Source organism: Thalassobaculum sp. (assembly GCF_965223715.1).
Classification (GTDB): domain Bacteria; phylum Pseudomonadota; class Alphaproteobacteria; order Thalassobaculales; family Thalassobaculaceae; genus Thalassobaculum.
The window spans coordinates 3618921-3643703 of the sequence record NZ_OZ245012.1; the positions used below are offsets into that span (position 1 = coordinate 3618921).

The following is a 24783-nucleotide window of genomic DNA, read 5'->3' on the forward strand; positions in this document are numbered from 1 at the left end:
CAGGCCTCAGAGCTCGGGGCGTCTGACAGAACCGGGGAGACGGTTGTTTATCCCCGAGCGTCGAACTGCGGCACCGCCTCTCCGGCCTTGAATCGACGTGCGACGTCGATGGCGAAGGCAACGTGCGGACGGGCGCGCTCGAATTCGTGGAAGCGGGTCGCCGGCCCCGAATTGACCTCCGCGATCCAGGGCCAGTGCTGCGGATCGACCAGGATATCGGCCCCGATCTCGTCGAGCTTTCCGCCGTAATGGGCGTCCAGCGTCTCGCCGATCTGAAGGCCGAGCTGTTGGACACGCCCCGCCAGCGCCGCACCCCGGTCTCCGAGACCGGCCAGGACCGCGTCCAGGTCGCCGATATAGCCCCCCCAACTCGTGATCGTGGCCAGCGCGCCGATCTCCGACACCCGGCCGTAGCTGCGCACCAGCTCCCAGCGGCCGGCTGCGTCCTTGTGGGCATGGATGAAGATATCGAACGCCCGACCGTCGCTGGCGCGGGAGATGATCATTTTCTGGAGGGTCCAGGGCCGGTCTCCGATCAGACGCGCGAGTTCGGCCAGCCCCTTCTCCCGGGGCAGGCGCCAGCGGCGGTCGCGGCGTCGGACCACGATGTCGCCTCCGTCAGTGGCGACGAAGAAGATCCGGCTCGCCACGTGCTCGAACCCCGGCTTGAGGACCGCCCGGCCGTGCTGGTCGAGGAACGAGGCGATCACCGCCTCAGCACCGGGGGTCACGACCTCGCAATAGGGGATGACGTGGGGCGCCAGATCGGTTGTCCGCAGGACGGCGGAGACCTCCGACTTGTGCGGCAGGAGCCAGCTTACAAAGGGAGCGACGGTGCGCAGGCGGGCGGCGGTCGGACAGCCGTCGTAGCTCGGCACGGTCTCGCCTTGCAGCACCACATCCGGCATCGGGCCCCGCCATTCCACCAGGTCGCCCCCGGTCAGCCGCAGATAGTCGACGGTCCCGGCGTCGAAATCGATGTCGGCGGCTCCGAACAGGCCGAAATCCGCGCCTTGAAGCAGGGCCTCCCCAGCGATCGCCCGCACGCGCCTGCTCTTCATCGCCGTCGCCCGGGACGCCGCACCGTGGAACAGGCCGAGTAGGATGGGCGCCGTCATCGCGTGGCCTTGTGGGTTGGTGCACGCGACGACGCGCCGTGGCCCGCTTCCGACCTGAACCGGTCGGCCCTATGCAGGGCATAGGCGACGTGCAGTCGGGCGCGCTCGAACTCGTGGAATGGCGTCATCGGGTCGGACGTCACCCCGGCGATCCACGGTTGGTGTTGAGGGTCGATCAGGATGGCAACTTCCAGCTCGAAGAGCTCCCCGCCGTAGTGGGCGTCGAGGGCTTCCGACGCCTGAAGACCGAGATTGCGGACCCGATCCGCCAGGGCTGCGCTATCCTCGGTCAGCCTGGCGAGGGCCTTGTCCAGCCCGCCCTGGTATCCGCCCCGACTCGCGTTCGAGAAGAGCATGCCGGCTTCCGACAGACCGATCGGGCTGCGCACGCGGTCCCAATCCCCGTTGCCGTCCTTGTGGGTGTGGCATCGGACGTCGAATGTCCGGCCGTCATCGACGCGAGAGACGATCATCTTCTGGATGATCCAAGGATCGGGCCCGATGAGGGCGGCAAGCTCGGCCAATGCGCTCGCTCTGGGCTTGCGCCAGTGCCGGTTGAGCTGACGCACCACCAGATCGTACCCATCGGCGGCGATGAACGCGGCACGCGTACCCGTCTTCTCCCGGGCGGGCTTCAGGACCGCCCGCGGGTGCATGTCGAGAAAGGACCCGATCGTCTCTTCCGCCGCCTCCGCATCGACCTGACGGAACGGAATGACGTGCGGGGCCAGGTCGGACTGCTGCAGGGCCGCCGAGGCCGCCAGCCTGTCGAAAGGCGGTTGCCTTAGGACTGGCGCCAAGGGTGCGAGGCGAGCGGCTGGTGTGCCGTTGAACTGATCCAGGTGGGGGACGTGCCCCAGGACCGCATCGGGCAGAGGCCCCCGCCAGCCGGCCCAGCCGGTCGGGGTCAGTCGTGTGTATTGGACGGTCTGGGCATCGAAATCGATATTGGAGGCGCCGAACAGGCAGAGGCTTGCACCCTGCAGCGCAGCCTCCGCCGCGAGCGCGCGGACCCGTTCGCTATCCCTCGACGCGGGGGGCCCGCTTGACGCCTGAAGATATCCGAGAGTGAGTGGCGCGGTCATCGCGGTGCCATGGTCAGAATGGTCGCCTTGCTATAGGGGCTGACAGACGGATCGATCGGCGGCAAGTAAAACCATTCGGCGCTTGCTTCCTTTCGCAGAGAAAAACTCCCCCAATAGCGTGACCGCGACAACACTCTTGCGCCGGATCTGACCGGTCGGGTCGTCACCGGTCACAGCCATCAGACTGTTTTTGCGTACTGAATTATAGGAAGCAATAGGCGGTGGCCAAGGCTCGGCCAATGCAAGGCCTGTTCAAGTGCTGACAGATACTTCAGGCCAGGCAGGATGCTCGGCGTTCTTCAAACATCAGTCTGTTACTACGCGCGACACATATTGTCACAGTTGTTCAATTGACGTGTTGCTTCGTCGTCAAACAGAATCATACGCGGATAATCAGATAACAACGCGCGACGCAAACGTCGGCGTCAAACGAGGAAACACACCCATTCGCGAGGCTGCACGGATGGGGACGGGTGGTACGGCGGAGCAGCTAAGGCGGAGCCGGGGCGTTCCGAGGGCTGAACCTGGGATGCAGTTCCCGGTCATGGCGAGTTAGATGCCCCGCCTGTTCAATCAATGGGATAAAAACGCTGAGATGCGATTGAATGGATCGGATTTACGTTTAATTAACCCAATTATCGGCACTGTAATCTGGAAATTGGCATCATAGAGACCATCTGATCTCTAATACAATACGCCACGGCCGTTCCGGCCAAGTGGCGGTTGCGTGATCGAACCAGGGGGGTCGAATAAATGGATCCGCAGCCAACAGGAACTGTCACGCAGCCGACCGTCGTGCAGCCGTCGAACCCGACTGTCGTCCAGCCGTCGTCAAATGCGAACCCGCAACCCGAAACCCTCGATGCCACGGACAACATGTTCACCGGCACCGACGGCGCCGACACGGTCTATGGCGGTGAGGGTGCGGACACGCTGTTCGGCGGTCTCAGCGGCGATCACCTGTACGGTCAGGCGGACAACGATCTCCTGCGCGGCGGCGACGGCGACGACGCGCTGTTCGGCGGGGCTGGAGCGGATACGGTCTCCGGCGGCGACGGCAGCGACACGCTGTCGGGCGGTGCGGACGCCGACACGCTCAACGGCAATACCGGAAACGATCTTCTTTTCGGCGGCAGCGGCTCGGACTGGATTCTTGGTGCCGACGGCGGCGATGCCCTGAGCGGTGGCGACGGTGCGGATACCCTGAGCGGCGGGGCGGGCGCCGATACGCTGCGCGGGAATGCCGGAGCCGATCTGCTGGTCGGCGGATCCGGTGCCGATACGCTCAGCGGCGGTGCCGCGGCCGATACCTTGAGCGGCGGGGCGGGCGACGACTCCCTGAACGGCGGCGACGGCGACGATCTGGTGAGCGGCGGGGACGATCAGGACATCCTGGCAGGCGGCGCCGGCAGCGACACCTTCATCGGCTCGGCGGGCGACTTCAACGGCGACAAGATCTCCGACTTCGCGGTCGGCGACAGCATCGTGGTCACCGGCAAGAATCTCTCGGCGCTGGACGGAAAGGATGCCAGCGAAACCATCGAGATCAGCGGCAGCATCGATACCACCCTGACCGGCATCACCGCGGCCAGCGGGACCTTCAGCGCGGTGTTCGCGAACGGCAATACCACGATCAAGCTGGTCGCCCCTCCGGTCAGTTCCGATGACAGCGGCAGCAGCCCGCCGTTCACCCAGTCGCAGACCAGCACCACCACCGCCGGGTCGGGCGGCACGGGTGAGACGACCACGGTCCTGAGCAACCGGGGCAGCACAGCGGGCACGGCCCCGATCGTCCAGAACACGTCGAACAACGGCAATGTGGTGACGGCGACCCTGCCGTCCTCGGTCACGCTCACCGCCGAAGGGCCGAGCACCGCCCAGAGCGGGACCCAGGCCCTGACCACGCTGACCGGGGCGATCGGCGCCCGGAACTCGGCGGCGACCACGGCCCTGCAGGGCGGCGCCCAGACCTTCCTGAACACCCTATCCACCACCTCGTCGCTGGATATCCGCACCATCGTGCCGCGGTTCAATGCGGCCAATACCAGCAACGATCCGATCGTCATCACCGGCACGTCCCAGACCGGCCAGTCGGAGGCCTTCGTCATCGACATGCGCAGCCTGCCGGGCAAGCCGCTGCAGCTGAACAACATCGAGTTCGCCTCCATCATCGGCAGCGCGACGGTGACCGGCGGGTCCGGCAACAACTTCGCCGTCGGCGATGACGGCAATCAGTTCATCTCGCTCGGCGAAGGCGACGACACCCTGTATGGCGGCGCCGGCGACGACACGATCGGCTCGGCCGACGGCAACGACCTGCTGTTCGGTGACGACGGCTTCGACACGGTAAACGGCGGCAGCGGCAACGACACCACCTGGGGCGGTGCGCTGAACGACGTGGTGTACGGCAATACCGACAACGACGTGGTCTACGGCAACCAGTCCAACGACACGCTGTATGGCGGCCAGCACGACGACACGGTCTATGGCGGCCAGGACGATGACATCGTCTACGGCAACCTGGGCGACGACGTGCTGCACGGCAATATGGGCGCGGACACCCTGTACGGCGGGGACGGCGCCGATACGGTGAACGGCAGCGAGGGCGCCGACCTGCTCTACGGGAACTCTGGAGCCGACCGTCTGTCCGGCGGCATGGGCGACGACACGATGTTCGGCGGCACCGGTGCGGATACGTTCTCGGTCGGTGCTGGCGACGGGGCCGACATCATCACCGATTTCATCGGTGCCGACGGCGACCGGATCGAGATCACGGCCAACCTGAACGGCACGACGATCGACAGCCTCGCAGACCTGAAGGCGGTGGCGACGGATTTCGACGGCAACGTGATCTTCGACCTGGGCGGGGGCAACACGCTGACCCTGATCGGCGTCCAGACCGCGGACCTTCAAGCCACCTGGTTCGGCTTCCCATAAGGCGCCATGGCGGTGGGCTTCACCGTCCTGTATCTGCCGAAACAGCGCCCGTCCAGTCGGTCGGATGACTAATCGATCCGGAAGAATCCGAGATCGCTTCTGGTCGAACGGCTCAAAGACAGGGGGACTCCGCTTAGGGTCCCCGGCACGCCGAGGGAGCGATTGACAAGCGCCGCCACGGAGTTTCACGGACACCCCCACCTTCGACTGGTGCGCCAAGAGGGTTGCCGAGCATCGCCCGTTCAGTGAACGACCGGGAGATTAGAAAAATCTGTTTTGGTAGGCTGTCGGCTTCGTAGAAGCGTGGTTCGATTGGGACCACGCTTTGGCTAGGCAGCGCAGTTCGGAATGTCGATGGTGCTTCAGTTAGAAGATCATGAATTGAGCGGCTTTTGGGCAACCGGCTCCCTGGAAACTGTGGGCCCGTTGCTGAATGCCATCGGGATCGCAGTTTTCGTGATCGGTGTCCGCGACGATGGCGGCTTCGAGATCGAGTTCATCAATCGCTATTACGAGGCGACGTTTGGGGTCGAGAGTGCGTCTCTCGTTGGCCGGCCTCTGGAAGACGTCCTGTCCGCCGAGCAAACAGCCAACGTGTCCGAGAATTATCGGCGCTGTATCGAGACCGGCGAGGTGGACGAGTACGATGAGGAGATCGAACTCCCCAGCGGCCCCTTCTTTTCGCGCACCGTCCTAACCCCGCTATCTGATCAGGGTCGGGTCGTAAGGCTGATCGGTACAAGCATCAACCTGTCCGACCGGCGCAAGCTTGAGCTCGAGCTTGCAACCGCGCGCGACCGCGCCGAGGTGGCGAACACGGCAAAGTCCAATTTCATGGCCAACATGAGCCATGAGCTTCGTACGCCGCTGAACGCGGTTATTGGCTACGCCGAGTTGCTTCAGAGCGAGCTGCTCGGGCCGATCGGGGTGGCCAAATACCGCGACTATGCGGGCGACATCGTTTTTGCCGGCAAGCATCTGCTGGAAATCGTGAACGACATTCTCGACCTTGCCCGTATCGAGGGCGGCAAGGTGGAGTTGGACGAACAGGAGGTCGATCCGAACCGGATTCTCGACAAGGCGATCCTTCTCTCCCAGGAGAAGCCGGCACTGAGAAGAACGTCGGTGGAGGCCGGCCGTCTGCTGTCGGATGTGCGGATCCGGGTCGATCGGCGGCTGATCCGCCAGGCGCTGGTTAATCTGATCGCCAATGCGCAGAAGTTCACGAAGCCAGGCGGCCGGATCTATGTCGGGACGGAGATGCTGGACGACGGGCGGCTCTGCTACGTCGTGACGGATACCGGCCGGGGGATCGCTGCGAAGGATCTTCCCGTTGCGCTGGCTCCGTTTGGCCGGGTGGACGCGGCACTCTCTGCCGACACGCAAGGGGCGGGTCTGGGCCTGCCGATTACGAAGGCGCTGGTCGAACGGCATGATGGCCGGCTGTTCATCAACAGCCAGCCGGGTGTTGGGACGAGCGTCTTTATGGTCCTGCCGGCCGATCGCGTCCTGGAGCCCTCCGGGGCGCGGTCGAAAAGCTCCGTGGATGGATTGAAGGACTTCTTCCAGATCGACGGCGTCGAGGTGCCCCAGGCGGCCTTGGAGATGTCCGACCAAATGCTGGATGATCTGCCGATAGGAGCGATCCAGCTCAACCGCGACGGAAAGGTCCTGAAATACAACGCAACAGAGTCGAAATTCTCGGAGATGAGGGCGGAGCGCGTCATCGGGCGTGACTTTTTCCGGGAAGTCGCACCCTGTACCTTCACCGATTCCTTCCACGGCCGGTTTCGTGAAATCCTCGACGGCAAGTCTCAAAGCGAACTGTTCAGCTATGTCTTCACGCTGGTTCGGCCTTGGAAGGTGCTGATTGAAATGCGACCTGGCGTAGAGCCCCAAACCGTCTGGCTGTTCATTCGCTGGATCTGACGTCGGCAGGCAAGAGCGTTTGTGGCCTAACAGGCTGTTGAAGAAGTGGCGCGTTCAGCCTTGAGGGTGGCCTCGTCGCCGTGATGGTAGGCGAACTGGAGCTCGAGCGTAGCATCGTCCTGGAGTTCGGCAGATCCCGTGCCGCGCGTACAGCACCGCGAAGTCGCCACTCAACGCCTCCAGCGCCGCGTTGGCGATCTCCCGGATCGCCCGTAGCGGGTGGTCCCGGCGAACCTGCGCCTCCGGGTCGATGGGACTGAACAACTCACCCGGCTGACGTTCACCGCCCCGCATCGATCCACCTCGACCACCCAGCCAATCGAGTGAATCACGTCGGCATCAGGCGCTCCACCGACTTCTTCAACAGCCGGCTAGATCTCCAGCGTCCGCATCGGGTCGATACTGTAATAATATCGAACGCCGGGATCCGCGTGCAATTTCCTTCCGGAGCACAAATCAATATATTCAGTATTACTCGAGCTATTTCTTCCCTTTATCTTTATTTTCTAAATATTGACATTGGATTCAATATCTTGGAATTTGCAAGACTATCGGTCAAATTCATTGACGACATGAACTCCGGCACCTCAACTACTTCAGGAGATGCCGCAGCAAAGAATCAATCTTTGCGCCCGTAATGTCGACCGTACCCGCGTTTCCGCTCAGCACGATATCCAGAATGTCCGGCGCCATCTGCTCAGCCTTGGCCAGCTCACACCCGGCGGAGACCAGGCGGTCCACGATCGCCTCGTGGGTTGCCACGAGATAGGTCGGGCCGTCACCGATGCGGAGACCGTCCGGTGTGTGCTCCTCACTGACGTCGCCGTCCTCGGATGATCCGTTCAGAAGCGAGAGATTCAGGCAGACGAAGCTGCTCGCCGCCGGACGGGATTCGGGGTCATGGACCGCACTGCCGCTCATCACACCCCCAAGGACCGCGGCTGGTGGCGGGGGCGACGAGATCGTGAACACCAGAACATGTTCGCTGTCGTCATTGCTGAGGACGATGTGCAGATTGCGGCCGATCCGCCGCACCTCGCCGGACATGACGAGATCCCCGCCGGGCAATCTCTCCGTGTAGCTCAGCAGCGTTCGCCGGCTCGCCTGCCGGTGAAAGTTCATCTCGCTGGCGACCAGGCAGTTTCGTCGTTGGGTCGACCAGGATGGCGAGAACATGAGGAAGGAACCGGAGATGTAGGTCGGCACCAGGTTCTGGCCTGATCTCGCCGATATCCGACTGTCCGTATCGTCAAGGGCATCTTCGGCGGGCACCCGGGTGCCATGACGCTCGATCATCAGGGTGCGGAAGGCGTCGTAGTCCAATGCGCGCAGCGTCTCGCCGCCCACAGGGGCGCCATTGGCCTGCAGGTCCGCCAAGGCCGCAAGGTCGTCGTAAATGGAAGGATCCCGAGGGAGCGACCGTCCGGTAATCCATTTATAGGCACGATCCGGACTGTAGGCAGTGGAGGGATTCACCGCCTTCAACTGGGCATACAGGTCCTTGTGTGTGGCGGCGGCGAAGGTCCGCATGACAAGTCGGAGCTTCCGGGGGAGGTCTATCGTCGGATCCGTCGGCATCTCAACGCTGGGATTGTTGCATTCGGGGCGGGGCCGAATTTCGGCTCATGACTTTGAATTGTAATACGAAAGTTCAAACTCAAGCCATTCCCGCTCCAGACGCCGCCCACGGAACGCAGCGTCGTCTGCCAATCTTCTTTTTCGGAAGTTCCGATCTTTCCGGACGTCAGGGGCCGGTAGGTCAGGCAAGAATCAGGCTTGTTGACGAAGGACTTGGTTCAGAAATGGGCGGTGTCGTGATGACCGGTCGTCGAACCCGCGGTCGCGCTGCCGCCGATAAAGGAGAGGCCATGAAACGGATATTGGCGGTCGTCCTGATGCTCGTGTTCCTGCCAGGGGCTGTATCGGCCGCTACGCTGGGATTCACGAGCTGCGCAAAGGACTTCCTGATCAGCATCTCCGTCTACAATGGCACCGATACGATCCAGTGGGTGCCGGCCGCGCGGGCAGACAATCTCCGCTACCAGGACCATCGGGTGCTCTCGTGCGAGACCGATACGTGCCTGTTCAACATCACCTATCGGTCGGTCGATGGCGGGACGCGCTACCACTACAAGCATACGACCGCCACGGAGGATTCCTTCGCCTGTCCGCGCGTCGTGAAAGGGATGGCCGGCACCAATCAGCCACCGACGCTTCTCCCTGACCTCACCTACGGACGCTGCTCCTGCAGGACGGGCGGATGACGGAGAGAAGCCCCGCGCTTCTACCCGTCCGGTCTTCCGTCGCATGGTTTCGCAGAATGTGTGGACGACCGCCGGGCGTCCCTGCGCTCTCGATCGCGGTAAGCGTCTGGCTGCTCGTCTCGGCCGCTCCGGGCGCCCTAGGCCAGACGGCGGATGACGCACCGGCCTCGGCTTCGGGGGAGATCCCGCTGACGCTTCCGGGGGCGGTGGCCGTGGCGCTGCGGGACAATCTGTCGCTGCAAAGCGTCTACCTGGACCGCATCGTTCAGCGGCTGGCCCTGGAAGTCGCCGAGGAAGAGTTCACGCCCCGCTTCGACATCGGCGCCGACGCCGAGTTCCTCCGCGGCCAGGATGGGCGTCAGAGCAACGCCGCCGGTGCCTCCTCGGCCGTCTCCGTGAACCTGCCGACCGGCGGCTCCCTCGCCTTCGTCTGGGATGCCGCCAGTTTCGAAGCCCCCGATGCCGACCGCGACTTCAGCTCGGGGACCGGGCTGGTGCTGACGCAACCCCTGCTGCGCGGCGCCGGGACCGGGATCGCCTGGGCCCCAGTCCAGCGGGCGAGGATCGGCGAACGCATCAATGTCCTGTCCCTGAAGGACACCGTCATCGGAACCGTCACCGCGGTCATTTCGGCCTACCGGAATTACCAGCAGGCCATCCGGCAGGTGGCCATCGCCCGGCGCGGTCTGGAGGAACTGCGCAACCAGCTTGAAGTGAACAGGTTGCTGATCGAGAGCGGAAGGCTCGCCCCGCTGGAGAATGTCCAGACCGAGCAGCGCATCGCCTCTCAGGAACTCAACATCATCCGGGCGGAAGGCGATGCGGAGGAGGCGCGCATCGCCCTCTCCGAGATCCTGGATCTCGGTGTCGAGACGCGGATCGCGCCGACCGAGCCTTTGGAACCGAGGCAGGTCGATGTCGAGCTCGACCAAGCATACGACGTCGCCTTCGACAGCCGGGCCGACTGGCAGACAAGCCTGCTTCGGCTGCGGCTTGTCGACATAAGTCTGATGATTGCCCGCAACAGCCGCCTTCCGCAGCTCGACGTCGAGCTCGGCGTCGGCCGCCGGTCCGCGGCGGAGAGCGATCTCGGCAGCGCGTTGAGCGGAACGGTCGATGGCCGGCCCGAATGGAGTGCGCGGGTCTCGTTCTCGGTGCCGACCATTGGCACCCAGGAGCTTGAGCTCGCCGAAACCGCGGCTCGGGTGGACCGGCGCAAGGCGGAAATCTCCAAGCGTCAGCTCGAAGCCCAGATCCGCGGAGAGGTCCGCAATGCCGTCCGCGAGGTCGAGTTGAGCTGGCGTCGCCTGGAGCTTGCCCGGCGGGCACGGGAACTCGCCGAACGCCAGCTCGCCATCGAGAAGGAGAAGCTTCAGGCGGGCCGGACATCGAACTTCCAGATCCTGAGCTTCGACCAGACGCTGGTGGATGCGGAGAACGCCGAGCTGGACGCGATCATCAGCTACGAGAACGCCCTGACCAACCTGGACCAGGTCTTGGGCACGACGCTGGAAACATGGCAGATCTCGCTTCAGCCATGACCGCTCAGCCGACGGAACATGCTCGGCTGTACGAGCGCATTCTCGACGATATGTCGGATGGGGTCATGGCGGTGACGCGCCAAGGCATTGTGGTCGGCTTCAACCCGATGGCCGCCGACATCCTGGGGGTGGAGACCGAGGACGTGCTCGACGGGCCCCTGTTCGGCCTGTTCGCCGAAGGAGGAGGCAACGACGCCTTCATCGACACGATCACCGAGGCGATCCAGGACGACAAGCCGGTCATCGACCGCATCGTCGGCATCGGAACGGGGGAAGGGGCGCGCAGCCTCAGGGTGAAGACATCGCGGCTGCGCGATGGCGGCGGCGGGATTGTCGTGGTGTTTCAGGACATCACCGAGATCGAGGCGCTGCGCCACCGGGACCGCGAGATGGCCGAGAGCCTCAAGGTCCAGCACGGGGAACTGCAGCAGGCCTATCTCGATCTCGACCGGAAATCGCAGGAGCTGGAGCAGACCGGCAAACGCCTGCAGCTCGTCCGGCTTGGGGCGACGGGGTTCGTCCTCCTCCTGTTTGCCGGGCTCGGCGCTTTCAATTTCCTGGGCGGACTGCCCGACGGCCTTGCCCCCAGCGGTGCGTCCCTGTCCGGCGACGGGTCGGGCGCCCCGTCCGCCGGTGCCATGCCGGACCTGTATACCGTCGCGCCCGTGCCGGCGCGGGACGTGGTGACCATGTCCGGATCCCTGGTGCCGGGGTCGGTGGTCAACATCTCGGCCCCCTTCAGCGGTCGGGTCGATGTGAAGCTGTTCGAATACGGGGTTCCGATCTCAGAAGGGTCGGTGCTCCTCTCCTTGTCGTCCTCCGAGCAGCAGACCAGGCTGGCCGATGCCCGCTCCGCCCATATCAAGGCGCGGCGCAGCTACGAAGACCTGGAGAACTGGCGCAATGGGGCCGAGGTCAGAGAGAGCCGGCGCCGGCTGGAACAGGCCCAGTACGCCCTGGCTGACGCGCAGGGGAAGCTGGAGGACACCCGCCGGTTGTTCGAGCGCGGCATCATCCCCCGGCAGGAACTGGAGGGCCAGGAGCAACTGGTCCGCATCCAGCGCGATGCGCTTGCTTCGGCCGAGGCCGCGCTGCAGTCCACCCTCGAACGCGGAGACGAGGAGAGCCGGCGCATTGCCGCCCTGGAGCTTGAGAACGCCCGCCGCTCCCTCGAAGAGGCCGAGAACAGCGCGAATAACGCCATTGTCGTGGCGCCGGCCTCCGGCATCCCTTTTGCCCCGGTAACCGAGAAGGACGAGCAGCCCATCGACCTCTCCGTGGGCTCCCGTGTGGAGGACGGCAGGACATTGCTGTCGATCGGGGACATCGAGCAGCTGGCGGTCGCCGGACAGATCGACGAGGTCGACGTCGCGAAGGTGGCTGTCGGTCAGCGCGTCCAGGTGAGCGGGGCGGCGTTTCCGCGGGTCGTCCTCACCGGGCAGGTGGCCGCGGTCGAAGCCCAGGCGCGAGCGGGTTCGGCCGGCGGGCGGAGCGGACTTGCGAGCTTCCGGGTGCGGGTGACGATCCCGTCCGTGCCCGAGGAGGCGCGGCAGGTGGTGCGGGTCGGCATGACCGCCTCGGCCGACATCATTGTCTATGAGAATCCGGCCGCTCTTGTGGTCCCGACATCCGCCGTGATTGCCGCGGGGGAGGGTGCGGCGGTCCGGGTCTGGAACGATGAACGGTCCGATGCCTCGCCGACGCCGATCACACTCGGCCGGCCATTGCCCGGTGGTATCGAGATCCTCTCCGGCCTGTCGCCCGGCGACAGGGTCGTGCTGCCGTAGGAGAGGCCGATGGCACTGATCGAACTCTCCGGCATCCGAAAGTCCTTCAAGGTCGGCCCGGGCGAGATACCCGTCCTGCATGGAATCGATCTCACCGTTCATCCGGGAGAGATGGTGTCCATGATGGGGCAATCGGGGTCCGGCAAATCCACCTTGATGAACATCATCGGCATGCTCGACCAGCCGAGCGCCGGCAGCTACCGGTTCGAGGGTGTCGATGTGCTGTCGGCGCGCAATGACGAGCAGTCGGCCTTGCGGAACCGGAAAATCGGCTTCGTGTTCCAGACGTACTATCTCCTGGCCCGCCTTACCGCGCTCGATAATGTGCTGCTGCCGCTGTTGTACCGCGGCGAGTCTCGCCGGCGCTCGGAGCCGCGGGCTCGGGCGCTGCTGGACCGGGTCGGCCTCGGCGATCAGGCCGGAAAATATCCGAATGCCATGTCGGGCGGGCAGCGTCAGCGGGTGGCGATTGCCCGGGCGCTGATCGGCGACCCGCCCCTGTTGCTCTGCGACGAGCCCACGGGTGCGCTGGACGCCACGACAAGCCAGGAGATTCTCACGCTCTTCGAAGACCTGAACGCCGAGAGCGCCCGTACCATCCTGATCATCACCCACGATCCCTCGGTCGCGGCGCGCTGTCGGCGGCAGGTCCACATCGCCGACGGCCTGCTGTACGAACCGGACACGGTTCCGCCGAGGATGGCGGTGTCCTGATGCTGTGGCAGAACCTGTCCGAGGCCTTCGCCAACCTGCTTGGGGCCCGCCAGCGCACCTTGCTGGCTCTGATCGGTATCGTGATCGGCGCCGGGTCGGTGATCGCCATGATCAATATCGGCACCATCGTCTCGGAGGAGTCGGTGCGTCGGTTCCGGTCGCTCGGCACCGAAATCGCCGTGCTGGCGTCCCGCGGCGGTTCGGACAGCGCCCTCACCCGGGACGACGTGCGGGAGCTGGCGCGGCGGATCCCCGAGATCCGGCTCGCAGCCCCGCTGATACAAGCCGGCGGCGAGGTCAGTCTCGCCGGGGCGCCGCTGCGCGGCCAGGTCGTCGGAACGACCAGGGAGTTCTTCGCGATCAACCGAATTCGGGTCCGCGAGGGTCGGCTGGTCGATCCGCTGGACGGGTTTCAGACATTCGCGACGATCGGTGCCAGGACGGCGGCGGGAGGACGGGGCGACCCCGCGGTGAAGCTGGGCGACCAACTCCGGATCGGCGGCCGCGGGTTCACGGTCGTCGGCATCCTGGAGCCGGTTCCTCACAACCCGCTCGTCCCGGTCAACTCGGATTTCGCCGTCTTCGTGCCGATCGATGCCACCCGGCGTCTGACGGACCGGGTCGATATCAGCGAGGTCCTGCTGCGCCTGAACGGGGAACCCGCCGCGGGCGCGCTGGATGCCGCGATCACGGAGCTCCTCGGGACGCTCCGGCCGGCAGCCTCGGTTGATGTTCGCACCGCCCGTCAGCTGATCGAGCAGATGCAGACCCAGATGAGGCTGTACACCGTCCTGCTTGGCGCCATCGGGTCGATCGCCCTGATCGTCGGGGGTGTCGGCGTCATGAATGTGATGCTCGTCTCCGTGACCGAGCGTCGCCAGGAAATCGGTATACGGATGGCGGTCGGCGCGAGGCGGCGCGACATCCGATCCCTGTTCCTGATCGAGAGCATAATGCTGTCGGTGATCGGCGGGCTGCTCGGCAGCGGTCTCGGCATCGGCGTGTCCTGGCTGTTCGCCGGACAGACCGGCTGGCAGTTCGTGGTCGCTCCCCTGGCGATCCCGCTCGGCGCCGGCGTGTCCGTCGCGGTCGGTGTGTTCTTCGGATTCTATCCTGCCCTGATGGCGTCGCGGCTCAACGTGGTCGACGCGCTCCGGGCCGGTACGTGAGAGGAGGCGAACAATCGATCTCCCCTCGAACTCCCTGACCAACCAATCGAATGGAGGGTACCATGCGTCTCATACATCTTCTGGCCGCGCTGGCCGTTGCGGCTCCGTTTGGCTCCGCGTCGGCGGCCACGATCACGGCGAAGTTCTGTCCGAAGGACAATGCGGTGCCGGCGGCAATGGTCTACGCCTATGACGAAACCGATGCCGTGCGGATTTCGTCGGCTTCCCAGGCGCTGGTCGAGGCCGGACGTGTCTCCTATCTAACCTGCGCCACCGAAAAGTGCGCGATCGTTTTCCTGGTTCCGGCATCGGTCAGGTCGTTCTCGGGCGGCATGTCGAACTTGCAGGGTGGGATTGGTATCGATGCGCGCAAACAGCCGGCAGGTACGACGTCCCACACGGTCTGTCTGTATGCGACCTATTACGAGAGAAATGGCAATGTGAACGCCACATGGGCCAGCAGCGAACGTGGGTGCAGCTGCAACGTGCACTGATCGTTACCTACCTTGCCTGGCGTGAAGGTCCCTCTTGGCGAAGAGCCGGTCCCGCCTTTGCCAAGAGGAGGCTCAGGTTCAGTGGTGTTGCACGACACTGTACCTCGGGTGACCGTCCGTGCCTGGCTTCGGCAGGTTGACCGCGGCGGCCCGAGGTGGCGCTTGCGGCTTAGTTACAGCATGTCAAGGCAATATAAACTTCGAAAAAGCATAATGTTTATTGTCTGAACTGGGCTGAAAATGGCTATCCAATAAATGTTATTGTAAATAATTGGATTTTTAAATTTTTTGATCGAGGCCATGGTTTGCAATGATGCTAGTATTTTTTGGTTAATCAGTCAATTTCCGCAGATTTTATTCTGAATGCCATCTTTAAACTGTCGTTAATTGCCACTGTCATAGAATGGTCATTCTGAAAAAGATGACATGAAGGGTGCCCCTATGGGTGCGAGGCTGAAATCGATCGAGGACGTCCAGGCGAAGGTCGCCAGCCACCCGGCGAAAGACAGTCTGACCTTGGGCCAGGTCGTCTGCCTTGGTCTCGAGGAGCTCAAGGCACGGGTCGGCCACCAACGCTGGCGCCGGACCGAGGAACTGGTCGCCCATCTGACCGAGACGGCGATCGACGAAGTCCTGGGGGCCGACGATTCCTTCATGCGGGCCCGGGACGGCTCCTATCTCATCGTCTTCGGTTCGGACAATCCGGTCGCGGCGGAAGCCAAGGCCGCGCGGATCGCGATGCTGGTGAACAGACGGTTGTTCGGCGAGGACGATGCAGAGGGCATCAGCGTCCAGAACGTCGTGGCGACCTCGGAAGGGCTGGCGGCTGGCGAGGCCCGCAACCCGGCCTCGATCATCGAGACCCTGCTGACCAAGGCGCGGCACCTGTCGCTGTCGACGGAAAACCCGCGGCAGGCTTGCGCGATGGGCGAGGTCTCGAAGACGGCGGAAGCCGGCGACCCGCCGGCGGATGAGAGCGAGGTCGTACGCGGCGGTGGCCACAGATTCTCGCGACCCGAAGCGGTGCATGAGGCTCTGCTTCAGGAATTCACCTCGCTTGCCGCCGGGTCCATCCGCTTCGCCTTCCGCCCTGTCTGGCAGCCGAAGATGGAACGCAGTGCGGTGTTTCACTGCGTGCCGCTCAAGGACAGTCTGATCGAAGGCGAACCCTACGAGGATTATCGGGTCCTGGGCACCGACCCGGAACGCGAGGAGATCGCCGAGCTCGATTTCGCCGCCATGGAGGTGGCGCTGCTGGCGCAGAGCCGCCGTCTGGCCCAGGGCGGCCGGCAGATGGTCTCCTTCAACCTGCATTTCGAGACGCTGAGCACCACGCGGCTGCGCAATGACGTCATCGCCCTGCTGGACAAGGCGCCGCGGGAACTGTGCGAGACGCTGCTTCTCCAGGTCGTCGGCATCCCTGAAGGTGTGACCGAGGGCAGGCTGGCCGAGATCATCAAGCCGCTCCGGGCCTATGCGCGAGACGTGGTGGCGCTGATCGACCTGACCCGGATGCAGATGGCGTCGGCCGGGCAGCTCGCCCGGTTCAGGGCATCGGGGATCCGCTGCGTGGTCGTGCGTCTGCCGGACTGGGGCACGTCCGTTCCCATGAGCGCGATGCGCAAGATGATCGGCGCGCTGCAGCGCAGCGGCATGCGATTCGGCGTCAGCAATGTCGTTCTGGTGAAATCGCTCCGGACGTGGCGGCAGGAGGGGGCCAGCTTCTTTACCGGCGCTCTGTTCGGCGGTCCGTTCGACCAGTTGCCGTCCGTGTATCAGTACCCGGTCTCTGAAATGAGCCTGCCGGCCAGCGTGGCCATGGTCTGCGCCAAGTTCAACGGCTACGACATCGAGATCTGGCAGAGGATCGCGGCGAAGTTCGACGTCGCCTTCGCCGCGATCAGTCTCGACGATGCCGGCGTTCCCCGCATCGGCATTCTCTCCGACGGGATCGAAGATCTCCTCGGATATGCGCCGGCCCAGTTGGCGGGAAAACCGCTGCACGCGTTCTATGCGGGCGAGGCCGACACAACCGCCGCCAACGAATTCCTGGAGCGGCTGCAGCTGCTCGGGGAGGCGAGCGTCTGTCTGAAGCTGGTGAACCGGGACGGCGACGAGAAGACGTGCCGGATGGTCGCCGCGCGCCCGCCGCGCGCGCATCAGCAGCCGCAGAGCACCTTCTATGCCTATCTGGAGGACCCGTCCAAGGCGCCAGAACGGTCGAACCGGAGCGAGGATGCCGATCGGGAACGGGTCGGAGCCTAGTTCGACGATCCCAGCACCCGATGGATCCGCTTGGTTATGAGGCGTCCATCTTGATGGATGCCCCTATCGCGTCGCATCGGCATCCCTTGCGTTTCTGACGCTGTATGCGCGGTCGGCTTTTGAGATCGATATCGATGCTTTGGATGTTCTGGCGAAGCATCGGCAGCAGTCGACTAGGGTCATAGGAAGCTCAGGACTCGAGCGACCGCATTGATCAGACGGACCTCAGACCGAGGCACGGCCGCTCTGAGGTGAAAGCAATGTCATCCACAGCGAGGTCCCCCTCACTCCTACGGCGAATTTGACGTGGTAGACCGCATGCCCGAAGAACTGGCATACTAGCATACCATTCAGAAATCGCTGGTTCGGTTCACCGAACAACAGCGAGTTCGAGCAATCCATGGGAGGAGTCTCAATGTCCGAGACGAACGCGCTGAACGGCGGCCAGATGATCGTCGACTACCTGATCCGCAATAAGGTCCCTTACGCCTTCGGGCTCTGCGGCCACGGCAATATCGGCTTCATCGACGCACTGTACGAGCGCCAGTCGGACATCAAGACGATCTCAACCCATCATGAGTCGGTTTGCGGCTTCATGGCCGACGTCTACTACCGGGTCTCCGGCCAGCCGACGGCGACCTTCACCTCCTGCGGCCCCGGCTCCGCCAACATGCCGATCGCCCTTGGAAATGCCTTCCTCGACAGTGTGCCGTTCCTGGCGGTCACCGGGAACGTGCCGACCTCGCAGTTCAACCGCGGCGCCTTCCAGGAACTCTACCGTCACTACCAGGCGGACTTCCCCTCCACCGTGCGCGCCTATTGCAAGCGCGTCTTCCAGCCGACCCGTGGCGAGCAGATGCCGCACACCATTCGTGAGGCCTGGAAGACCATGGTGACCGGCCGTCCCGGTCCGGTCGTTCTCGACGTCCCGTTCGACATCTTCAAGGAAAGCACCGGGGCGGAGACGCCGGATCCGGAGGCCTGGGTCGCGGGGATCAACTGCCGGCCCGGTGCCGATCCCGAAGGAGTCGAGAAGGCCGCCAGGATGCTGATGGCGGCCGAACGGCCGGTGATCTTCGTCGGTTCGGGCTGCCGCTTCGGTGAGGCCTCCAAGCGTCTGATCGAACTGGCCGAGAAGTACCGGATCCCGGTTGCCGCCTCCGCCTCCGGTCTTGGCGCGCTGCCGGCCGAGCACGAGCTGGCGCTGGGTCTGGTAGCCCGCAACGGCATGTACCAGGCCAACCAGGCGACCCGGCAGGCCGATCTGATCCTGGCGCTGGGCGTCCGGTTCGACGACCGCACCAGCTCAAGCTGGATCCCCGGCTACTCGTTCAACATCCCGCCGACCAAACTGATCCATGTCGACATCGACCCCGAAGAGATCGGTCGCAATTATCCGGTCGAGCTCGGACTGATGGCCGATACCACGACCTTCCTCGGCCAACTTCTGCACGAGCTGGAAAGCTACGAGGCCGGCGCCAGCGAGGCGCGGCGCAGATGGCTCGGACAGATCGACGGCTGGCGGGCGGAGTGGGATGCCTTCATCGCCCCCGGCTTCAAGGATCCCGCCTCGCCGATCAATCCCCAGCGTGCGGCCCGGGAGATCGATCTCGCCATGCCGGATGACGGCATTCTTGTCTCCGACATTGGCATCCACCACAACTGGCTGATCCAGTACTGCAAGCCGAAGCGCCCCGACAGCCTGATCGGCTGCATGGGGTTCGGACCCATGGGCTTCGGCGTCGCCGGCGTGCTCGGCGCCAAGCTGGCTGCACCCGACAGGCCCTGCGTCGCCGTGGTTGGTGATGGCGCCTTCTTCATGCACAACACGGTCCTCGGGACCGCGGTCGAGTACAACATCCCGGTCGTCTGGGTGGTCTGGAACAACTACGCCTACGCCTCGATCCGCGGGTTGCAGCGCGGCTATCTGGACAGCCGCGAACTGGCGACGGACTTCAAGCACCCGGAGACCGGCCAGCCTTACAACCCGGACTTCGCCGCCATGGCCCGGAGCTGTGGCGTTGATGGCATCTCCATCGACCGGCCGGAAGACCTGGGAGACGCGATCCGCCAGGCCGTCGCCGCTAATCGCCCCTACGTGATCGATGCCAATATCGGCGCGGAGTCCAATCCAGGTGGTGCGGGCATTTGGGAACTACCCGGTCTTGGCCAGTCAAAGCCGATGTTTGGTGGACGGCACGAGCTTGGCTAGGATCGGTGTATGTCATCGGCTCGATTTCCAGCGTCACTCGCCACGCTTGTCACCAACCGTCTCAGACAAGAGATCGTAGAAGGCGCGTTCGAACTCGGACAGGCTCTGTCGGAGGCCAAAATCGCCAATCGGTACGAGGTTTCGCGCACGCCGGTGCGCGAGGCCTTCGCACGGCTGGAGCTTGAAGAACTCGTCCACACAGAGCCACAAAGCGGCACATACGTTTTCACCATCGACCGGCACCAGTTCGAGCAGATCAGCGAGGCCCGGTCGATCCTGGAATGTGCCGCTCTCCGCCTCTCGTTCGACCGCAACCATGCTCGGCTTGTCGAGCGCTGGCGTGCCTTGGTGACAACGATGGAGGGTGCCGCGGAAATCGGGGACACGAAGGCCTATTCCGCGGCCGACGGGGAATTCCACGATGTCCTGTTCGAACTCGCCGACAATCCGTATCTGGAGACCGCCCGCCGGCCTTTCGCCGCCCGACTGGCTGCCATCCGGAACCGCTTGGGGCTATCGCCCGAGCACGTCGCAAAATCTCGTACCGAACATCGAGACCTGCTTGCACACGTGGAAGCAGGCAATCTCGACGCCGCAAGCACCCTCTTGCGTTACCATATCGTGGAAAAGGGAGCCACGTTCTGGTCGGTCCCTGCGGCCCAGCCCGATCAGGTCCGGCGGCGATTGCTCCAGATTTAGAGCAGCTAGACAAGCGCCACGGCCACTTCGGGACGGGCGGTCCAAACGCCGCTCTGACCCGCGGCTTCAATGACGGTTTTCGGTCGGCTGAGGCAACCATCCCATCTGCACCTTGCGCAGTGTCACGCGATCCGATGGCCGCGCTTGATGTCGAACAGGTGCAGATGCTCGCGCGCTGCGGCCAAGGGCAGGACCTCCTGGGGACGAATGCGGTGACTCCCGGCCAGCCGCACGGTGACGTCATGGCGCCCGGAGATCCCGTGCACGATGGTCTCTGCGCCGTGGGCCTCGACCATGCGCACGGACATCTCGAAATCCTTCGCCTCCGGATCGATCCTGAGATGTTCCGGACGAACGCCCAGAATTGCGGCGCCCCTCGGCAGCTCGGCGTGATGCATCGTCATCCGACCCGCATCGAATCGCACCTCGCGATCCTCGATATCGGCGGTCAGGAAATTCATGGGCGGCGAGCCGATGAACGACGCCACGAAGGTGGAGGCCGGGCGCTCATAGACGTCGAGCGGGGCACCGATCTGCTCCACGTGGCCGTTATTCATCACCACCAGGATGTCGCCCATCGTCATCGCCTCGACCTGGTCGTGGGTGACGTAGAGCGAGGTCGCGCCCAGACCCTCGTGGATGCGCCGGATCTCCAGCCGCATGGTGACCCGCAGCTTGGCGTCCAGGTTGGACAGCGGCTCGTCGAACAGGAACACATCCGGCTCGCGCACAATGGCTCGGCCCATGGCGACGCGCTGACGCTGGCCGCCGGAAAGCTGCCGCGGCTTGCGCTCCAGCAGCCCGTCCAGGTGCAGGATGCTCGCCGCCCGCTCCACCCGCTGCCTGATCTCGGTTTTGGATGTGCCACGCAGCTCAAGCCCAAAGGCGATGTTCCGCGCCACCGTCAGATGGGGGTAGAGCGCGTAGTTCTGGAACACCATCGCGACGTTCCGGTCCTTCGGCTCCAGGGCGGTGACGTCGCGCCCGCCGATGGCGATGGACCCTGCACTCACATCCTCCAGGCCGGCGACCATGCGCAGCAGGGTCGACTTTCCGCAGCCTGACGGGCCGACCACCACGACGAAGCACCCATCCGGTACCGAGAGATTGACGCCGTGGATCACCTCCAGGCTGTCGAAGGATTTGCGAATGTCGGTAAGTTCGATCTGCGCCATCACTGCCCCGCCATACGGTGTGCGACCTGCTTAGACGGATTGCGTGACACTATGATGTTACCGCGCCGACGAAGCCGCCCCATGCGGTTCTGTCGTCGAACATTCACGCCGCGGTCACGCCGGCAACGCCCAACTGTCACGAAGCGCCGATAGCGTCGCGCCCAAGATTTTCCGACTTCTTGGAGCACACGGTTGTGGTGGCTGGACTAGCGGCAGGGGCCGACGAGGCTCTGCACATCCGCCCGACGGCCAGGGCATATGTCCGACGGCGAACCGAGATCCGGCGCGCAGGCCTTCTCCTGCTGCCGTCGCTGGTCTTTCTCGCCGCGTTCACCTACTGGCCGATCGGCCAGGCCCTGGTCCAGGCGCTGACGATCGAGACCTTCGGCTCGAGCACCGTCAGCTACGGGCTCGGCAATTTCGAGCGTCTGCTGGCCGACGACAGCTTCGGGCGCGCGGTGGTGAACAACCTGCTTTACGCGCTCGGCACCATCGTGCCGTCGATCGGGATCGCCTTGGCGCTCGCGGTCGGGCTGCAGGAGGCGACCCGGTTCAACGCCCTGCTGCGCACGGTGGTCTTCTTCCCGGTGCTGCTGCCGCTGGTGGCCGCCGCCGCCCTGTTCCTCTTCGTCTTCCTGCCGGGGATCGGCCTGCTCGACTACTACATCGCCAAGCTCGGCGGCGGGACGACCAACTGGCTCGGTGATCCGGACATCGCGCTCACCTCGCTGATCGGCCTCACGGTGTGGAAGAACGCCGGCTACTACATGCTGTTCTTCCTGGCCGGGCTGCAGGCGATCCCGCTGGACCTCTACGAGGCGGCGCGGATCGAGGGGGCGAACGCCTGGCAGCGGTTCCGGCGGATCACCTTCCCGCTGCTCGGGCCGACCCTGGCCTTCGTGCTGATCATCGCGCTGGTGAACGTCATCACCCAGGTCGACCACGTCATGGTGCTGACCAAGGGCGGGCCGTCCGATTCCACCAACCTGCTGCTGTTCTACATCTACCAGCAGGCGCACGAGAACTACGACTACGGCAAGGCCGCCGCAGCCACCGTGCTGTCGGTCGCCGGACTGCTGGCCCTCTCCTTCCTGTCGCTGCGCACGCTGGAGCGCGGCACCCATTACGAGGCCTGACATGACGGGGGCGGGAACCAAGGGGGCCAACCCGGCGGCCATGCTCGTGATCGCCACCCTGTCGGCGGTGATCCTGATCTGGTCGACGCCGCTGATCTGGATGGCGATCGCCTCGTTCCGACCGCAGAATTTCGGCGGGCTCGACATGGCGTCGCTCTGGCCGGACTTCTCGCCGACCTGGGCGAATTTCGCCGAGGCGCTGGATTCCGCCGAGTTCCCGCTGCTCTATCTCAACACCGCGATCGTCTGCGCCGGGACGCTCGGCGTCCAGCTCGTGACCGTCACCCTGGCCGGCTACGCCTTCGCCCGGCTGCGGTTCCCGGGCAAGGAGCTGCTGTTCTACGCCTTCCTGCTCCAGCTCATGCTGGTGCCGCCGATCCTGATCGTGCCGAACCTGGTGACCATCACCCGGCTCGGGCTCTATGACAGTCTGCTCGGCGTGATGGTGCCGTATTTCGCATCGGCCTTCGGCGTCTTCCTGATGCGTCAGACCTTCAAGACGATCCCGCGCGACTTCGAGGAGGCGGCGATCGTCGACGGCGCCACCTGGTGGCAGCTCGTCTGGCGGGTGCTGGTGCCCCTGGCGCGGCCGGGGATGATCGCCTTCGCCATCGTGTCGGTGGTGAGCCACTGGAACGAGTTCCTGTGGCCGCTGATGGTGATCTCCTCGCCCGACAACCAGACCCTCACCATCGGACTCGCCTCGTTCACCATGGGGGCGGAGAGCGCCTCGCAATGGGGCGTGATGGCGGCCGGCACCTTCCTGGTGGTGGCCCCGCTGCTGGCGGCATTCGCCCTGTTCCAGCGGCAATTCGTGAATTCGTTCCTGTTCTCTGGCGTGAAGTAGGAGGTAAGCCATGTCGCGCATAGTATCCGTCGCCCTGGCGGCGGCCCTGACCCTGGGCCTGGGGTCCACCGCGGCGACCGCCGCCACCGAGATCGAGATGTTCTTCCCGGTCCCGGTGGAGGGCAAGCTCGCCAAGGAAATGAAGAACCTGATGGACCGGTTCAACAGCGAGCACCCGGACATCCAGGCGACCGCTGTCTATACCGGCTCCTACGACGAGACCAACATCAAGACCCGCGCGGCGATCAAGGCCGGCCGGCCGCCGGCGGCGGTGATCATGAGCGCGAACTTCGTGCTCGAGTACCAGATCAACGGCGAGATCCAGCCGCTCGACCCGCTGGTCGAGGCCGACGGCATGACGCCGGACGCCTTCATGGACCAGTACTGGACGGCGCTGCACGGCAATGCCCGTTTCGCCGACAAGATCTGGGCGGTGCCGTTCCACAACTCCACGCCGCTGCTGTACTTCAACGCGGACCATTTCAAGGAGGTCGGTCTCGACCCCAAGAACCCGCCGGCGACCTGGGCCGAATGGGTTGAGGCGGCCGAGAAGCTGACGGTGCGCGACGGCGACACCATCAAGCGCTACGGCCTGATGCTGCCGGGCAACTACGACTATCTCGGCTGGGTGATGACCGCGCTGACCATGTCGAACGGCGGTCAGTACTACAACCCGGCCTTCGGCGGCGAGGTCTACTACGACAGCCCGAGCATGCTGGGCGCGCTGACCCTGGTGGACGACATGGTCCATAAGTACAAGGTGATGCCCGAGGGTGTGACCGACGGCAAGGCGGTGTCGACCGCGTTCTTCGCCGGCCAGACGTCCATGGTGGTGCTGTCCACGGGCTCGCTCTCCTTCATCCGCGAAAACATGAAGACCGACTACGGCGTGGCCTTCGTGCCGCGGAACATGCGCAACGCGGTGGCCATCGGCGGCGCCTCGCTGATCATGCCGAAGGGCCTGTCGGACGAGCAGAAGAAGGCGTCCTGGACCCTGATCAACTGGCTGACCAGCCCGGAGATCGCCGGCCACTGGAGCCGCTTCACCGGCTATTTCGCGCCGAACAAGGGCGCCTACGAGCTGCCGGAAATGAAGCAGTTCATCGCCCAGAACCCGGACGCCAAGGTGGCCCTGGACCAGCTCCAGTACGCCAAGTCCTGGTTCGCGACCTACAACACGGTCGCCGTGCGCAAGGCGTTGGAGGACGAGGTCCAGGCGGTTCTCGCCGGCAAGAAGGCCCCGGCCGAGGCGCTGAGCGAGGCGCAGAAGAACGCCGACGAGATCATGCGGCCCTATGTGGAGCAGACGGCCCTGCGCCTGATGCACTGACCGGTACCACGACCGACCCAGCGACCGGCCCGGGGCTTTCTCCGGGCCGGTCCGTTCCCGCAAGCCCCCTTTCGGACACCG

Annotated in this window: 18 protein-coding genes and 1 pseudogene; 14 read left to right on the forward strand and 5 right to left on the reverse strand. The window is 64.5% G+C overall.

Translation table 11 applies throughout. From position 1 onward, the window contains the following. Positions 1-47 precede the first annotated feature (47 nt). Both ACOQOP_RS16690 and ACOQOP_RS16695 read right to left on the reverse strand, forming a co-directional pair. Complete coding sequence (locus ACOQOP_RS16690) at positions 48-1118, reverse strand: YheC/YheD family protein (RefSeq protein ID WP_420562946.1); 1071 nt, start codon at positions 1116-1118, stop codon at positions 48-50. Beyond that, positions 1115-2203, reverse strand: a complete 1089-nt coding sequence (locus ACOQOP_RS16695; protein WP_420562947.1) for a YheC/YheD family protein — start codon at positions 2201-2203, stop codon at positions 1115-1117. Before ACOQOP_RS16695 ends, ACOQOP_RS16690 begins: the two co-directional genes overlap by 4 nt. An 876-nt stretch (positions 2204-3079) precedes the next feature. On the opposite strand from ACOQOP_RS16695, the gene ACOQOP_RS16700 reads away from it, so the two are divergent. Beyond that, positions 3080-5140 carry a calcium-binding protein gene (locus ACOQOP_RS16700; RefSeq protein ID WP_420562948.1) on the forward strand — a complete coding sequence of 687 codons (2061 nt, stop codon included), beginning with the start codon at positions 3080-3082 and terminating at the stop codon, positions 5138-5140. 348 nt (positions 5141-5488) lie between these two features. Then, complete coding sequence (locus ACOQOP_RS16705) at positions 5489-7069, forward strand: ATP-binding protein (RefSeq protein WP_420562949.1); 1581 nt, start codon at positions 5489-5491, stop codon at positions 7067-7069. Positions 7070-7204: 135 nt separating this feature from the next. On the opposite strand, the pseudogene ACOQOP_RS16710 reads toward ACOQOP_RS16705, so the two are convergent. Beyond that, positions 7205-7363, reverse strand: a pseudogene (locus tag ACOQOP_RS16710) (IS5/IS1182 family transposase); the annotation flags it as partial. A 297-nt stretch (positions 7364-7660) separates the two neighbouring features. Then, entirely contained in the window at positions 7661-8599 is a 939-nt protein-coding gene (locus ACOQOP_RS16715) for a hypothetical protein (RefSeq protein WP_420562950.1), read from the reverse strand. Positions 8600-8937: 338 nt separating this feature from the next. On the opposite strand from ACOQOP_RS16715, the gene ACOQOP_RS16720 reads away from it, so the two are divergent. The 9 genes from ACOQOP_RS16720 to ACOQOP_RS16760 all read left to right on the forward strand — a co-directional run bounded on the left by ACOQOP_RS16720 (position 8938) and on the right by ACOQOP_RS16760 (position 20214). After that, the gene (locus ACOQOP_RS16720; RefSeq protein WP_420562951.1) at positions 8938-9333 is read left to right on the forward strand and encodes a hypothetical protein; all 396 of its coding nucleotides are present in this window, start codon (positions 8938-8940) and stop codon (positions 9331-9333) included. Positions 9334-9389: 56 nt separating this feature from the next. After that, positions 9390-10874: a TolC family protein gene (locus tag ACOQOP_RS16725; RefSeq protein WP_420562952.1), complete on the forward strand. Its 1485-nt coding sequence runs from the start codon at positions 9390-9392 to the stop codon at positions 10872-10874. A gap of 65 nt (positions 10875-10939) precedes the next feature. Further along, entirely contained in the window at positions 10940-12661 is a 1722-nt protein-coding gene (locus ACOQOP_RS16730) for an efflux RND transporter periplasmic adaptor subunit (RefSeq protein ID WP_420562953.1), read from the forward strand. A 9-nt stretch (positions 12662-12670) separates the two neighbouring features. Continuing rightward, a complete protein-coding gene (locus tag ACOQOP_RS16735; protein WP_420562954.1) occupies positions 12671-13375 on the forward strand; it encodes an ABC transporter ATP-binding protein in 705 nt (234 codons plus the stop codon). Beyond that, positions 13375-14544 carry an ABC transporter permease gene (locus ACOQOP_RS16740; protein WP_420562955.1) on the forward strand — a complete coding sequence of 390 codons (1170 nt, stop codon included), beginning with the start codon at positions 13375-13377 and terminating at the stop codon, positions 14542-14544. The genes ACOQOP_RS16735 and ACOQOP_RS16740 overlap by 1 nt, the downstream gene beginning before the upstream one ends. A gap of 62 nt (positions 14545-14606) precedes the next feature. Next, positions 14607-15038 carry a hypothetical protein gene (locus tag ACOQOP_RS16745; RefSeq protein ID WP_420562956.1) on the forward strand — a complete coding sequence of 144 codons (432 nt, stop codon included), beginning with the start codon at positions 14607-14609 and terminating at the stop codon, positions 15036-15038. 426 nt (positions 15039-15464) lie between these two features. After that, positions 15465-17303, forward strand: a complete 1839-nt coding sequence (locus ACOQOP_RS16750; RefSeq protein WP_420562957.1) for a PAS domain-containing protein — start codon at positions 15465-15467, stop codon at positions 17301-17303. A 415-nt stretch (positions 17304-17718) separates the two neighbouring features. Further along, on the forward strand, positions 17719-19515 hold the full coding sequence (locus tag ACOQOP_RS16755; RefSeq protein WP_420562958.1) for a thiamine pyrophosphate-binding protein: 1797 nt from the start codon (positions 17719-17721) through the stop codon (positions 19513-19515). A gap of 9 nt (positions 19516-19524) precedes the next feature. Beyond that, positions 19525-20214, forward strand: a complete 690-nt coding sequence (locus ACOQOP_RS16760; RefSeq protein WP_420562959.1) for a GntR family transcriptional regulator — start codon at positions 19525-19527, stop codon at positions 20212-20214. Between the two features lie 122 nt (positions 20215-20336). Here ACOQOP_RS16760 and ACOQOP_RS16765 read toward each other — a convergent pair whose 3' ends face one another. After that, positions 20337-21389 carry an ABC transporter ATP-binding protein gene (locus tag ACOQOP_RS16765; protein WP_420562960.1) on the reverse strand — a complete coding sequence of 351 codons (1053 nt, stop codon included), beginning with the start codon at positions 21387-21389 and terminating at the stop codon, positions 20337-20339. A 197-nt stretch (positions 21390-21586) separates the two neighbouring features. On the opposite strand from ACOQOP_RS16765, the gene ACOQOP_RS16770 reads away from it, so the two are divergent. The 3 genes from ACOQOP_RS16770 to ACOQOP_RS16780 are packed head-to-tail and all read left to right on the forward strand — an operon-like array spanning position 21587 to position 24702. After that, positions 21587-22525 carry a carbohydrate ABC transporter permease gene (locus ACOQOP_RS16770; RefSeq protein ID WP_420562961.1) on the forward strand — a complete coding sequence of 313 codons (939 nt, stop codon included), beginning with the start codon at positions 21587-21589 and terminating at the stop codon, positions 22523-22525. A 1-nt stretch (position 22526) separates the two neighbouring features. Next, entirely contained in the window at positions 22527-23372 is an 846-nt protein-coding gene (locus ACOQOP_RS16775; protein WP_420562962.1) for a carbohydrate ABC transporter permease, read from the forward strand. A gap of 10 nt (positions 23373-23382) precedes the next feature. Then, entirely contained in the window at positions 23383-24702 is a 1320-nt protein-coding gene (locus ACOQOP_RS16780; protein ID WP_420562963.1) for an ABC transporter substrate-binding protein, read from the forward strand. Positions 24703-24783 lie beyond the last annotated feature (81 nt).